11 protein-coding genes are annotated in these 13,949 nt (G+C 66.6%); 7 read left to right on the top strand and 4 right to left on the bottom strand.

Annotation, left to right across the window (positions count from 1 at the left end; genetic code table 11):
* Positions 1 to 47: 47 nt before the first annotated feature.
* Positions 48 to 866 (bottom strand): IclR family transcriptional regulator, encoded by an 819-nt coding sequence (locus ACM9LZ_RS09860; protein ID WP_416619222.1) that lies wholly within the window; start codon positions 864 to 866, stop codon positions 48 to 50.
* Positions 867 to 1,145: 279 nt separating this feature from the next.
* On the opposite strand from ACM9LZ_RS09860, the gene ACM9LZ_RS09855 reads away from it, so the two are divergent.
* The 4 genes from ACM9LZ_RS09855 to ACM9LZ_RS09840 all read left to right on the top strand — a co-directional run bounded on the left by ACM9LZ_RS09855 (position 1,146) and on the right by ACM9LZ_RS09840 (position 5,380).
* Complete coding sequence (locus ACM9LZ_RS09855) at positions 1,146 to 2,018, top strand: IclR family transcriptional regulator (protein WP_416619221.1); 873 nt, start codon at positions 1,146 to 1,148, stop codon at positions 2,016 to 2,018.
* Positions 2,019 to 2,107: 89 nt separating this feature from the next.
* Positions 2,108 to 2,944 (top strand): alcohol dehydrogenase catalytic domain-containing protein, encoded by an 837-nt coding sequence (locus ACM9LZ_RS09850; RefSeq protein WP_416619220.1) that lies wholly within the window; start codon positions 2,108 to 2,110, stop codon positions 2,942 to 2,944.
* A gap of 103 nt (positions 2,945 to 3,047) precedes the next feature.
* Complete coding sequence (locus tag ACM9LZ_RS09845; protein WP_416619219.1) at positions 3,048 to 4,235, top strand: acyl-CoA dehydrogenase family protein; 1,188 nt, start codon at positions 3,048 to 3,050, stop codon at positions 4,233 to 4,235.
* 11 nt (positions 4,236 to 4,246) lie between these two features.
* On the top strand, positions 4,247 to 5,380 hold the full coding sequence (locus ACM9LZ_RS09840) for an acyl-CoA dehydrogenase family protein (protein ID WP_416619218.1): 1,134 nt from the start codon (positions 4,247 to 4,249) through the stop codon (positions 5,378 to 5,380).
* Between the two features lie 125 nt (positions 5,381 to 5,505).
* Here ACM9LZ_RS09840 and ACM9LZ_RS09835 read toward each other — a convergent pair whose 3' ends face one another.
* From ACM9LZ_RS09835 to ACM9LZ_RS09825, 3 genes are read right to left on the bottom strand one after another with little or no spacing between them, the layout of a single operon-like run.
* Positions 5,506 to 6,495: a 3-hydroxyacyl-CoA dehydrogenase NAD-binding domain-containing protein gene (locus tag ACM9LZ_RS09835; RefSeq protein ID WP_416619217.1), complete on the bottom strand. Its 990-nt coding sequence runs from the start codon at positions 6,493 to 6,495 to the stop codon at positions 5,506 to 5,508.
* Positions 6,452 to 7,261: an enoyl-CoA hydratase/isomerase family protein gene (locus ACM9LZ_RS09830; protein ID WP_416619216.1), complete on the bottom strand. Its 810-nt coding sequence runs from the start codon at positions 7,259 to 7,261 to the stop codon at positions 6,452 to 6,454. The genes ACM9LZ_RS09835 and ACM9LZ_RS09830 overlap by 44 nt, the downstream gene beginning before the upstream one ends.
* A gap of 21 nt (positions 7,262 to 7,282) precedes the next feature.
* Positions 7,283 to 9,394: a 3-hydroxyacyl-CoA dehydrogenase NAD-binding domain-containing protein gene (locus ACM9LZ_RS09825; RefSeq protein ID WP_416619215.1), complete on the bottom strand. Its 2,112-nt coding sequence runs from the start codon at positions 9,392 to 9,394 to the stop codon at positions 7,283 to 7,285.
* A 247-nt stretch (positions 9,395 to 9,641) separates the two neighbouring features.
* Between ACM9LZ_RS09825 and ACM9LZ_RS09820 the strand changes: the two genes are divergently transcribed.
* From ACM9LZ_RS09820 to ACM9LZ_RS09810, 3 genes are all read left to right on the top strand, one after another.
* Entirely contained in the window at positions 9,642 to 10,787 is a 1,146-nt protein-coding gene (locus ACM9LZ_RS09820) for an acyl-CoA dehydrogenase family protein (protein ID WP_416619214.1), read from the top strand.
* 115 nt (positions 10,788 to 10,902) lie between these two features.
* A complete protein-coding gene (locus ACM9LZ_RS09815) occupies positions 10,903 to 12,228 on the top strand; it encodes an aromatic ring-hydroxylating oxygenase subunit alpha (protein ID WP_416619213.1) in 1,326 nt (441 codons plus the stop codon).
* On the top strand, positions 12,228 to 13,874 hold the full coding sequence (locus ACM9LZ_RS09810) for an FAD-binding protein (protein ID WP_416619212.1): 1,647 nt from the start codon (positions 12,228 to 12,230) through the stop codon (positions 13,872 to 13,874). Before ACM9LZ_RS09815 ends, ACM9LZ_RS09810 begins: the two co-directional genes overlap by 1 nt.
* Positions 13,875 to 13,949: the final 75 nt, after the last annotated feature.

Below are 13,949 nucleotides of genomic sequence, written 5' to 3'. Positions count from 1 at the left end.
CTGTCCGTTCCCCCAAAGGGAGCGGATGGGTGCCGCCTTTTTTCTTTCTATGGTTCGGCCGGGTCGCCGGGGGGCAGGCCGGAGGCCAGCCGGCCATAATGCCGGATGCTGGCCAGCAACGGTTCAAACCCCGCGCGCAGCCGGTTCAGCGGGGCGGCCACGATCAGGGCGCCGATGACGCAGTCGGATGCATCGAAGACGGGCACGGCGATGGCGGCCGTGTCTTTCAGCATCTCCCCGAAGCTGGCGCAATAGCCCAGCCGCCGGATGGCATCCAGGCTTTCCGTCAGCCTGTCCGGTGTCGTCCGTGTGGAGGGCGTGAGGGCACGGAAATGACCGCGCGTGATATAATCATGCTGCTGGTCGGGGGCGGCATAGGCCAGCAGCACGCGCCCCGCCGCACTGGCATAGAGCGGCGCGCGGATGCCGGCTCGCATGGCGTAATGCACGGGCTGGGCGCTGTTCACCGCATCGGTGAAGATGGCCTGGCCGATATCCCAGTCGGCGATGGCAAAGCCCACGGACTCGCCCGTGGCCTCCGCCAGTTCCTTCACGTAATGGCGCACGATGTCCGGCTGCGACCATGCCATGATGATGTTGCCGGCCAGCCGGTAGGCACAGGGCCCCAGCCGGTAGACATTATCCTCGCAGATCAGGAACCCGTCCGCCGCCAGCGCCCGCAGGCTGGCCAGGAACGTGCTTTTCGGCACGCCCATGGCCTGGCTCAGTTCCGAGAGCGTCATGCCGGACCGGCGGCGGGCCAGGCAGTCGAACAGGCGCAGCACGCGGGTCATGGCCCGCGGGCCGGAACCGGCGACCCCGCGTCCGTTTTCTTCCTGTTCAAGCAATTGTCCGAGGCGTTTCATAAGGTTTCCGCGCGGGCGGGCAGAGCGTTTCGGCATGAGGGCGGCAGGCGGGTCCGGCGGGGGACCGCCTTCGGTGCCCGGAGTAGTTGCCGAATAGTGCCGACAGAGACAGCCCCCCGGCACCTTCCCTGTTCGTAAGGCCGCCGATATCATGAATGTGATGGATGGCGTTCGGATAATCGAACAGGGTTCGGAAAAACTTGTGCATCAGATGGGCGATGGGATACCGTTTTCTCAAGGCCGCATACAGAAGTGGCCATGTTGAGGAAGGAAGACGCCATGAGCAATAAAGACGGCCGAACGATCAAGTCTGCCTATCGTGTTCTGGAAATCCTCGAATATTTCGACAGAAAGAACCGCACGGCGACCGTCATGGACTTGTCGCGTGCTTTATCCTACCCGCAGTCCAGCACCTCTGAGCTGCTGCGGTGCCTGACCAAGCTGGGTTATCTTCATTACGACCGCTTCAAGCGAACCTATAGCCCGACGGCGCGCGTGGCGCTGCTGGGGGCGTGGGTGGACCCGGCGCTGTTCCGGGGCGGGGCCGTGGTGACCGTGCTGGACCGGGTGGCGGAGGCGCTGGGCGAAACCGTGGTCCTGTCCACGGCCACATCCTATGTCGTCCAGCATCTGCATGTGATCGACGGGCTGCACGAGCATGCCGTTGTCGAGCATGCCGGCAACACGGATTGCCTGTTGCACAGCCCGCAGGGGCGGCTGCTTCTGTCCACCTACAAGGATACGCATGTGCGGTCCGCCCTGCACCGCCTGAACGCGGAGGAACAGGACCCCGCCCGTCGCGTGAAGGTGGCCGAGCATATGGAGGAACTGGCCCGGCTGCGTGATTGCGGCTGGATCGCCACGCCCGACCATGGTGATGGCACGGGATCGGTGGCGGTTCTGCTGCCCCCACGCTGCGGTACGGACCGGCTGGTGCTGAGCGTCCTGGCCCCGACCGACATCATCTGTGCCCGCACCGAGGAAATCGTCGAGATCGTGCAGGAGCAGCGCAAGGGGGTGCTGCCCATGCCCCGCCCAAAGCCCGCCGCCCGCGCTGATGCCCAGCAACAACAGGCCAATGGCCGCCAGGTGCCGGTCTGGCCGACGGGCTATACCCGCCGGGTCATCCCGCGCACGGCCAACGCTTCGTGATAACCGGCCTGCGCGCCGTTCTGGACGGGCCGGGGATGCATCCCCGGCCCGTTTCCTTTCAACTGCCCGCACAACCCGGACCGGGGCAGGTGCTGGTCGCGATGCGGCTGGCCCCGGTCAACCCCGCCGACCTGTTGCTGATCGCCGGGCGCTATGCCTTCGCCCCGACCTATCCGGCCGTGCCGGGGGCGGAGGGGGTGGGCGAGGTGCTGGCGGTTGGCGCCGGTGTCACCGACCTGGTGCCCGGCATGCGCGTCCTGCCCCTGACCCGCGGGAACTGGACCAGCCACCGGTTGCTGCCCGCCGCCGATCTGGTGCCGGTGCCGGCCGGTCTGGCCGATGCGCAGGCGGCCCTGCTGCGCATCAACCCCGCCACGGCCTGGCGGCTGTTGCACATGGTGCCGCTGCGGGCCGGTGACCCTGTCCTGCTGAATGCGCCTGGGTCCGGCGTGGCGGGGCTGGTCCGGCATTTCGCGGCCGGCCTGGGGGTGCCGGTCATCGATATCGGCCGGGCCGGAAGCGGTCATACCTTTTGCGACGGGCCCGATCTGGCGGCCCGTCTGGCAGCGCGCTGTGCGGTCCTGGCCCTGGACTGCGTGGCGGGGGAGGCGACGGGCCGGCTGGCGGCCTGTCTGGCGCCGGGGGGAACGCTGCTGGTCTATGGCCACCTGTCGGGCCAGCCGTGCCAGGTGCCATCCACCCTGCTGACGGGGCGCGGCCTGTCCATCCGGGGTTTCAGCCTGCGCCCCGCCGAGGCGGCCGATCCCGATATCAGGGGCTTTTACCGCATGCTGGCAGCCCGCCTGGACGGCATGCCGCTGATCGCCCCTGTGCGCGGGGTCTGGCCGCTGTCGGCATTGGGCGAAGCCGTGACCGCAGCGCGCGGGCCCGGTGCGGGCCGTGTGCTGCTGGACCTTGCCGCCTGACAATATCGGCCATGTGAAGGCTGGGCCCCTTCGGCCCGGCATGCGTTGACCCGCCCTGGCGCTGCGGCACATTCCTGGCGGAACGCAGACCGGGATGATGAGCATGAACCTGGATTTCACCGACGCCGACCGTGCCTTCCGCCAGCAGGTGCGCGATTTCCTGGCCGATGCGCTGCCGGCCGACCTGCGCCGCAAGATGGTGGAGCGCCGGCACCTGGGCAAGGACGACATCGTCCGCTGGCAACGTATCCTGAATGCACGCGGCTGGGCCGCACCGAACTGGCCGGTGGAATGGGGCGGGCAGGCCTGGACACCCACGCAGCGCTATATCTTCCAGGAGGAGATGGCCCTGGCCCATGCGCCCGAGGGCTCGCCCTTCAATGTCAACATGATCGGCCCTGTCATCGCCCGCTTCGGGACAGACGCCCAGAAGCGCCGCTTCCTGCCCCGCATCGCCAATATCGATGATTGGTGGTGCCAGGGCTTCTCCGAACCGGGTGCCGGGTCGGACCTGGCGGCGCTGAAGACGGCGGCCCTGCGCGACGGCGACGATTATGTCCTGAACGGCCAGAAGATCTGGACCACCCAGGCCCAGCATGCCGACTGGATGTTCGCCTTGGTCCGCACCGACAGCGGCGGCCGCAAGCAGCAGGGCATCACGTTCCTGCTGCTGGACATGCGCACGCCGGGCATCACCATCCGCCCCATCCCGTCCATTGACGGCATCGCCGACCTCAACGAGGTGTTCTTCGATGATGTCCGCGTGCCCGTCGCCAACCGCATCGGTGAGGAGGGGCATGGCTGGGATTATGCCAAGCACCTGCTGGGGCATGAGCGCAGCGGCATCGCCCGCATCGGCCTGTCGAAGGAACGGCTGTCGCAGCTTCGTCATCTGGAGGCGGACCTGCATGCCCGCGGCATCCTGTCGGATGCGGAGCGGCAACGGCTGCGCCGGCGTCTGGCAGAGGTGGAGGTCGACCTGCGTGCGCTGGAACTGACGCAACTGCGAGTGGTCGCCGCCGACAGCCATGGCGGTGGGGCGGGCAGCGCCGCCTCCATCCTGAAGGTCCGCGGAACGGAGCTGCAGCAGCGCATGACAGAACTGGCCCTTGAACTGGCCGGCCCGGCGGGATTGCCGGTGCCTGACCACGGCCACCATGGCGACCAGGGACCGTATGGCTGGCTGGAAGCGGCGGCCCCCTTTTACTTCACCATGCGCAAGGTCTCGATCTTCGGCGGTTCCAACGAGATCCAGAAGAACATCATCGCCAAGACCGTTCTTGGCCTTTGAGGAAGAAAGCCATGGATTTCGATCTGAATGACGAGCAGCGGCTGCTGTCGGAAAGCGTCGGCCGCCTCATGGCCGACCGCTATGATTTCCACGCCCGCGAAAAGGCCATGAAGCAGCCGGAGGGGTTCAGCCGCGACCATTGGGCCGCCATGGCGGAAATGGGTCTGCTGGGCCTGCCCTTCGCCGAGGCGGATGGCGGTTTCGGCTGCGGGCCTGTCGAAATCATGCTGGTGATGGAGGCGTTGGGCAAGGGGCTGGCGCTGGAGCCGTACCTTGCCACCATTGTGCTGGCGGGCGGCGTACTGCGCCGGGCGGGTGACGCCGGCCAGCGGGCCGCGCGGGTGCCTTCCATCATTGCGGGTGAGCATGTCATGGCCCTGGCGCATCAGGAATGGCCCGGCCCGCGCCACACCAGCCACCGGCTGGCCACGCGGGCCGTGCCGGTGGACGGCGGCTGGCGGCTGGACGGGGCGAAGGTCGCGGTGATCGCCGGCCACGCGGCGGATGAACTGGTGGTCAGCGCCACCACGCCGGACGGGGTGGGGCTGTTCCTGGTCAATGCCGGCACGGACGGTGTCAGCCGGACGCCCCGCACCGGCTATGACGGCGTGCGGCTGGCCGACATCGGTTTGACGGGTGTGCGCGTGCCCGCAGCCGCCCTGCTGGGCACGGCGGACGGGGGTGCCACCATCCTGGACGCGGTGTTCGAGGAGGCCAACGCGGCCCTGGCGGCGGAAGCGGTCGGCATCATGGCTGATATCCTGGAGACCACGGCGGAATATCTGCGCACCCGCACGCAGTTCGGCGTGGCCATCGGCAGCTTCCAGGCGCTGCAGCACCGCGCCGTGGACATGCTGATGCAGGTGGAACTGTCGCGCTCCATGGCCATGGTGGCGGCGTTGTCGCTCGACCGGCCGGCGGATGAACGCCGGCTGCATATCGCGGCCGTGAAGGCCAAGATCGGGCAGGCGGGGCGGTTCGTGGGCCAGCAGGCCGTGCAGATGCACGGCGCCATCGGCCTGACCACGGAATACAAGGTGGGCCATGGCTTCAAACGCCTGACGGCCATCGACGCCCTGTTCGGTGACAGCGATCATCATATGGACATTCTGGCCGCGGCCGGTGGCTTGCCCGCCATCGCCTGATATCGGGGGCGAGAAATCTTGACCCCGATATCCGCGCCGGCTGGCGCGGATGATACGGTTCCGAAATGAAAAGACCGTCCGGCATCACACCGGGCGGTCTTTTCATTTCGGAACCGGATTGAGGGTTATTCCGCCAGCGCCTGCAACAGCCGCAGGACCATGGCGTCCTGTTGCCGGGCAATGTCGGCGACGGGCCTGTGGCCGTTCGCCTCCGCTACCTGCGCCGTCAGTTTCGCCTGCAGGTCCGGGTCAGCCAGGTCCGGGTCGGCCATGGTCCGCCAGCGGTTCATGATGCCGGGTGCAAAATGGCGCAGGAACCCTTCCATGCCGGCATCGCCGCCGCCGGTATGGAAGGTCGTGAACTGGCCCTGCACGGCCCATTTCAGCGCAGGGCCGAACCGGATGGCCCGGTCCACGTCGGCCACGGTCGCATAGCCGCCGGCCACCAGCGACACGGCCTCCCGGAACATGGCGCTGGTCAGCCGGTTGGCGATATGCCCGACGATTTCCCGGTCCAGCCGCACGGGCTCCTTGCCCATGGCGACATAGAATGATGTCGCGGTGTCAATGGCGGCAGGATCGGTCTGCTCCCCTCCGCCCAGTTCCACCAGCGGCATCAGGTGGACGGGGTTGAACGGGTGGCCCAGCACGCAGCGCTGTGGATGCCGGCAATCCCGCTGCAGCAGGCTGACGGGCAGGCCCGACGTGCTGCTGGCGATGATCACATCGGCCGGCAGGACGTCGCCCAACTGCGCATAGAGGGCGGCCTTCACCTCCGGCCGTTCCGGCGCATTCTCCTGCACGAAATCGGCACCTTCCAGCGCCATGGTGAGGCTGGTGTGGAAGGTCAGCCGGTCCGGACTGGCGCCCGCGGCCAGCCCCAGGCTTTCCAGCGCCGGCCAGGCTGCCGCCACCTGGGCGCGCAGCCGCGCCTCCGTGCCGGGAGAGGGGTCCTGGACCGAGACGTCATAGCCCCGGCCCAGGAAGGCTGCGACCCACCCCCCGCCGATCAGGCCGGCACCGACCACGCCGACCCGCCGGATACTTTCCAGCCCCCGGTAGCGGCCCGCCTCAGAAGCCCTGGAATTCGGGCTTGCGCTTTTCGGCGAAGGCATTGACGGCCTCCTTATAGTCCTGGGTCAGCATGGTCAGGGATTCATAGGCGATGGACAGTTCCAGGATCTGGTTCAACTGCGCCTTCAACTGCTTGTTGACGGCCGCCTTGGACCAGCGGACGGCCCAGATGGGATTGGAGGCGATCTCCGTCGCGATCTTGTGCGCCTCGGCCAGCACATCCTCCTTGGGGAAGGAATAGTTCACCAGCCCCATGCCCTCGGCCTCCTTGCCGCGCAGCAGCTTGCCGCGCATCAGGAATTCCTTGGCACGCTGCGGCCCGACCAGCAGTGGCCAGACCACGGCCCCGCCATCACCGGCCACCAGACCCACCTTCACATGCGTATCGCCCAGGCGGGCATCGTCGGCCACGACGCTCATGTCGCAGAACAGGGCGATGGTCATCCCCAGGCCAATGGCATCGCCATTGACGGCGGCGATCACGGGCTGGGGCGTCAGCAGCATGTGCTCGAAGATGCGCAACGTGTTCTGCGGCACGCGCAGGGCGTATTTCAGGCCATATTCCGTGCCGGCGCGGGCCGCCATCTTCTTGATGTCGCCCCCGGCGGAAAAGGCGCGGCCCGCCCCTGTGAAGACGATGGCCTTGATGCTTTCATCCTGGGCCAGGTCGACCCAGATATATTCAAGTTCCTTGTGGTTTTCCGGCCCGACGGCGTTCAGCTTGTCCGGATCGTTCATGGTGACGGTGGCGACGCCGTTGGCGTCGATCTCAACCTTCAGGAACTGGTACTTGCTGTAATCGACCATGCTTGTCTCCATTATCCGCGCTTATGGGTTTCCGGCGCGGCTTTTCTGCCATTCTGCGAAGGTTGAGCCCTGGTCGGCCAGCGTGCGCAGCAAGGCGGCCGGTTCCAGGGAAGGATCGTCGGTATCGGCGCGGAAGGCGTCAAGCCGCGCCACGATGGTGGCAAGCCCGACCTCGTCGGCATGGAACAGCGGCCCGCCGCGCCAGCGGGGCCAGCCATAGCCGTTGACATAGACGACATCGACATCCGACGGGCGCAGGGCGATCCCTTCCTCGACCACCCGCGCCGCCTCGTTGATCAGGGGATACAACAGGCGCTCGGTGATCTCCTCGCGCCCGATCTCCCGCCGTGTGATGCCCAGGCGGGCGGATGTGTCGAGAATGAGCGTCTCCACATCCGGGTTGGGCAGGGGGGTGCGGCTGCCGGGTTCGTAGCGGTAGTAACCCTGGCCCGTCTTCTGCCCGAACCATCCGCGCTCGCAGATACCATCGGCGATGGGGAAGGGCGTGCCGCGCCGCTTGCGGATGGACCAGCCGACATCCAGTCCCGACATGTCGTTGATCTCCAGCGGCCCCATGGGAAAGCCGAAGGCCTTCAGCGCGCCATCGATATCCGGCGGCAACGCCCCCTGCTGGAGCAGCCGCTCGGCAGCGGCGGAACGCTTGGCGATGATGCGGTTGCCGATGAAGCCGTCGCAATTGCCGGACAGGACCGGCACCTTGCCGATACGCTTGCCCACGGCCATGGCGGTGGCGATGGCGTGGTGCCCGGTCTTCGCGGCCCGCACCACTTCCAGCAGTTTCATGACATTGGCCGGCGCAAAGAAATGCAGGCCCAGGAAATCCTCCGGCCGCGTCAGGACCGACGCGATCTCGTCCACATCCAGGGCGGATGTGTTGGATGACAGGACCGTGCCGGGCCGGGTGATGGCGTCCAGTTCGCGGAAGATGGTCTTCTTCAGGTCCATATCCTCGAACACGGCTTCCACCACCAGATCGGCGTCGGCCGCCGCCTTGCGGTCCGTGGCGCCGGACAGCAGCGCCATCCGGGCATCCATGCGCGCCTGGGCCAGCGATCCGCGCTTGACGGAACCGGCATAATTGGCGCGGATACGGTCCATGCCGCGGTCCAGCGCGTCCTGTGTCGCATCGATCAGCAGGACGGGAATGCCGGCCGCCACGAAACTCATGGCGATGCCGCCGCCCATGGTGCCGGCACCGATCACGGCCACCTTATCCACCGGGCGCGGGGTGATGCCGGCCGGCATGCCGGGGATTCTGGCGGCTTCCCGCTCCGCGAAGAACTGGTGGCGCAGGGCGCGCGACTGGCTGCCGGCGATCAGGTCGGCGATGGCGGCGGCATCCGCTGCCAGTGCCTGGTCGATGGGCAGGGTGAAGGACCGGCGGACCGATGCGATGTTGGCGGCGGGTGCCACCTGGCCCCTGGTTCTCCGGGCCCAGTTTTCGGCCGCCGCGTCGAATGCCGACGGGTCGGCGCGGGTGGCGGCCAGTTTTTCTTCCCGATCGCGCACGGGCACGGCGGGAATCGCCTCATCGATGACGCGGCGGGCGAAATCGAGGCCGGCCTGAACCACATCACCCTCGGCCACATGGTCGATGATGCCCAGGGCCAGTGCCTCCCCGGCGGAGACGGGCTTGCCCGACAGGCAGAATTCCAGCGCCTTTTCCGGGCCGATCAGGCGGGGCAGGCGCTGGGTGCCGCCGGCCGCGGCCAGCAGGCCCAGATTGATCTCCGGCAGCCCGACCTTGGCCGATGGCACGGCCACGCGGAAGGCACAGCCCAGCGCCACTTCCAGCCCGCCGCCCAATGCCGTGCCGTGGATGGCGGCGATGACGGGCCGGGCGGAGGTTTCCAGGGCGGCGATAACGGCCTGGAGCACCGGTTCGCGCTTGGGCTTGCCGAATTCCGTGATATCGGCGCCGGCAAAGAAGGTGCGGCCGGCGCAGGCCAGCACGATGACCCGGACCCGGGCGTCCGCATTCAGCGCGGCCAGCGCCTGCACCAGCCCGTCCCGGACGGCAAAGCCCAGGGCATTGACGGGGGCGTTGTCGGAGATGATCACGCCGATATCGCCGTCGACGCGGGTGGTGATGACTTGGTTCATGTCTGTCATGGCGTGTCCGGCCACTCTCAAAGGCTTGGGATCGGGACGGGCGCATACCATCGCCCACAGCTTCACCAGCCGTCCGGGGCGCCTGACTGTCAAGAAAGGCGGGGGCCCCGGCGGGAACCCATCGCGGATGTGAAGGCTTGGCGTCGGCCGCCGACAGCGCTCGCCGTCCGGGTTCACCTTGCCTTATGCAGAATCCCGACCTGTCACCGCAGCTTTGGCGGTGAACCCTTTGCATGGGACGACGAGAATGCATTTCAACCTGACCGAGGAACAGACGCTTTTCCGGGATTCGGTCGCGGCCTTCGCCCGGCGCCACCTGGCCGACGGGGCCCTGGCCCGTGCCCATGCCGACGATTACCCCTGGGACGTCGCCCGCGCGATGGCCGAACAGGGCCTGCTCGGCATCACGATCGAGGAGGAGAAGGGCGGCGTCGGAGGGTCCCTGATGGATGCCGTGCTGGCCATCGAACAGGTGGCGGCCGTGTGCCCCCGGTCGGCGGATGTCATCCAGGCCGGCAATTTCGGCGCCATCCGCACCTTTGCCGGCTTCGCCTCTCCCCAGCAGCAGGTGGAATATCTTCAGCCGCTGCTGAAGGGCGACGGGCTGATCGCCGTCGCCATGACGGAGCCCAATGCCGGTTCCGCCGTTACGGAACTGACCACGACGGCGGTGCCTGATGGCGACGGGTTCCGCATCACGGGGCAGAAGATATTCACCACCCACGGCCTGCACGCCACCGTCTTCCTGGTCTATGTCCGCTATGGACCGGGCACGGGCAATATCGGATCGGTGCTGATCGAGCGCGGGCAGGAGGGCTTCACCTTCGGCAAGCCCGTCCGCTTTCTGTCGGGAGAGGAATGGAACCCGCTGTTCTTCGACAATGTCTATGTGCCGAAGGAAAAGGTCCTGCTGGGGCCGGGTGGGTTCAAGAAGCAGATCGCCGGCTTCAATGTGGAGCGCATCGGCAATACGGCCCGCAGCCTGGCCCTGGGCCGCTACGCCTACAACGCGGCCATCGAACATGCCCGGACCCGCAAGCAGTTCGGCCGGCACTTGTGCGAATTCCAGGGCCTGCAATGGAAATTCGCGGAAATGAAGGTGAAGCTGGATGCGGCGCAACTGCTGCTCTACCGTGCTGCGACCAACGCCGATGCGGGTTTCCCGTCGGCGGAGGAGACGGCGATTGCCAAGGTGGCCTGCAACCGCGCAGGATTTGATTGCGCCAACGAGGCGATGCAGATCATGGGCGGATCAGGATTCGGCGAAGACGCGCTGATCGAATATTGCCTGCGTCGCACGCGCGGCTGGATGATCGCGGGCGGCACCATTGAAATCCTGCTGAACCGCATCGCGGAGAATGTCTTCGACCGGCGGTTCGCGCAGGGTGGGTAATGGTGCCGGCTTTTCCGGACATGACATGAAATCAGCGGTGTCGCAGAAAAAATCCATGTAGAACGGGCCGGGCCGCTACCGGGATGATTCGGGCGTAACAGGGAGGAACATGCAGATGAGTGGCGATGCACAGCGCACGGTCGATGGCGAGCCGGTGCGTCCGGATTTCGTGCCGGCCGCGGCCTATATCTCCCGCGACTATGTCATCCTGGAAAAGCAGCTTCTTTGGCCGAAGGTCTGGCAGATGGCCTGCCGGGAGGAGGAGATCGCCGAACCCGGCCATTACGTCACCTACGATATCGCCGATGAGTCCATCACCGTCGTGCGGCAGCAATCGGGCGCCATCGCCGCCTTTTACAATGTCTGTTCTCACCGCGGCCGCCGCCTGACGGAAGGCTGCGGCAAGATGGGGCGCTTCCATTGCCGCTATCACGGCTGGAAATGGTCGCTGGAGGGCCAGCCCGTCGATGTCGTGGACCGGCAGGATTGGGGCGATTGCCTGAAGGACGAGGATATCGCGCTGGTGCCGGTCAAGGTCGGCACCTGGGGCGGCTGGGTCTTCATCAACATGAACCCCGACGCCGAACCGCTGGAAGAGTTCCTGGAACCCGCCAAATCCATGCTGGATGCGTTCGAGTTCGACAAGATGCGCTATGTCTGGCGCAAAAGCGTCGTCATGCCCTGCAACTGGAAAGTGGCGCTGGAGGCCTTCAACGAAGGCTATCACGTGCAGACGACGCACCGGCAACTGCTACCCTATTTCGATGACATGACCTACAGCGCCGCCAAGGGCAGGCATGGCATGTTCGGCTATGCGCCGACCGCCCTGTTCGGGCTGCCCAGCCCGCGCCTGGAAGGGGTGAAGGGCGATCTCCGCAAGGGTCTGTACCAGTTCAACCAGGAAATCTGGGACACGCTGAAGGCCACGACAACCGAAGAGATGCTGGCGGCGGGCAAACGCCTGATGGAATTGCCGGAGGACAGCGACGTTTACGCGGTCTATGGCGCTTTCGCCCAGTTCCATCGGGAGGAGGCGGCGAAGAACGGCCGGCCCTATCCCGATATTCCCATCGAAACGCTGATGGCCGCCGGTACGGATTGGCACATCTTCCCCAACCTGGTCTTCCTGCACCAGCCGACCAACGTGCTGTTCTACCGGGCCCGTCCCAATGGCGACGATCCCGATAGCTGCATTTTCGAGATCAACGTCATGGAACGGTTCGCCGAGGGGGCGGAGCCGGGCGTTGAGGTCGAGCATGGTGCCGACTGGGCCAAGGTCGATTGGGGCCTGATCCTGGAACAGGATTTCGCCAATATGGGCGAGGTGCAGAAGGGCATGAAGTCGCGCGCGTTCAAGGGCGCCCGCACCAGCCCGGTCCAGGAACGGGCCATCAGCAATTTCCACGCGACGCTGCACCATTATCTGGCGGACAAGAACTGATGACGAACCAGGCCTGGGACGAAAGCACGGATTTCATCATCATCGGGTCCGGCGGCGGGTCGATGGCGGCCGGTCTGTACCTGAAAACCATCGGCAAGCAGCCGCTGATCCTGGAGAAGACCGACAAGATCGGCGGGTCGACGGCCATGTCGGGCGGGGTTTTGTGGGTGCCCAACAACCCCTTGCAGGCCCGTCACGGCATCAAGGACAGCGAGGAGGCGGCCCGCACCTACCTTTACCGCGTCGTCGGCGATGATGCCGGTCCCGGATCGACCCCGGCCCGCAAGGACGCCTTCCTGAAGGCGGGGCCGGAGATGGTGCGCTTTCTGGAGGCGCAGGGGATGGCGTTCATCCGCGCCCATGGCTGGTCGGACTATTACGACGACCTGGAGGGCGGCTGTCCGGAAAGCCGGTCGCTGGCTGCCCCCATGCTGCATGCCAGGGAGATGGGGCCGCTGTTCGACAGGCTGCGGCTGGGACCCATGGTCATGCCGCTGCCCGTCGACCAGACCCGCAACATCACCCTGGCCACCCGGACGCCGCGTGGCATGTGGGAAGGTGTGAAACTGCTGTGGCGTCTGCGGCAGGCGCAGAAGACGGGCAAGCCCATGCTGTCCTATGGCGGGTCCCTGCAGGGCCGCATGCTGATGCTGGCCGATGCCAAGGGCGTGCCCATCCGCACCGATACCGGCGTGGTGGAACTGGTGGAGACGGCCGGAAGGGTCACCGGTGTCGTTACCCGTGGTCCCGACGGTGTCACGCGCCGCATCCAGGCGCGCGACGGGGTGCTGATCAATGCCGGTGGCTTCTCCCATAATCAGCGCATGCGTGACCAATACGGGCCCAAGCCGGCGTCTACCGGCTGGACCAATGCCAATCCCGGCGACACGGGCGAGATGATCGAGATCGCCCAGGCCCATGGTGCCGCCCTGGACCTGATGGATCAGGCCTGGTGGGTGCCGGGCACGCTGCCGCCATCGGGTGAGGTCTACATGCACGTGACCGACCTGTCGAAGCCGCACGTCATCGTCGTCGGCCAGAACGGCCGGCGCATCATGAATGAAAGCCAGTCCTACATGGCGAACGGCCAGGCGCTGTACAGGGCCGGCGTGCCGGCCTGGGTGATCATGGACAGCCGCCATCGCCAGCGCTATGCCTGGGGCACCCAGCCGCCGGGCAAGACCCCGGCCGACTGGGAGACCAGCGGATACATGCTAAAGGCCGACAGCCTGCGCGAACTGGCGGTGAAGACCGGGCTGGACCCCGACACACTGACGGAGGAGGTGGCGCGCTTCAATGGCTTCGCCGCCACCGGCCGGGATCTGGACTTCCACCGCGGTGAACGCGCCTATGACAATTGGTTCGGCGATCCCTGGACCAAGCCCAATCCCAACCTGGGCGCCATCGACAAGCCGCCTTTCCTGGCCTTCAAGATGGTGCCGGGCGATGTCGGCACGGCCGGTGGCATCGTCACGGACGAACATGCCCGGGTCCTGCGGGGGGATGGCAGTGCCATCGACGGGCTCTATGCCACGGGCAACAGCACGGCTTCGGTGATGGGACGGGTCTATCCGGGCGCGGGGGCCAGCATCGCCGCTTCCTTCGTGTTCGCCTGGCTGGCCGCGCGGCACGCCTGCGGGGACTGATTGCCCCTTCACAACCTTCACCAATTCGCAGGATCGTCTCGGCAAATCTTCACCATTTCAGCCATTCACCAAGCG

This window comes from Niveispirillum fermenti, from assembly GCF_048066175.1.
In the GTDB taxonomy this organism is placed as follows: Bacteria; Pseudomonadota; Alphaproteobacteria; order Azospirillales; family Azospirillaceae; genus Niveispirillum; species Niveispirillum fermenti.
This window is presented reverse-complemented; position numbering and strand designations above follow the sequence as displayed.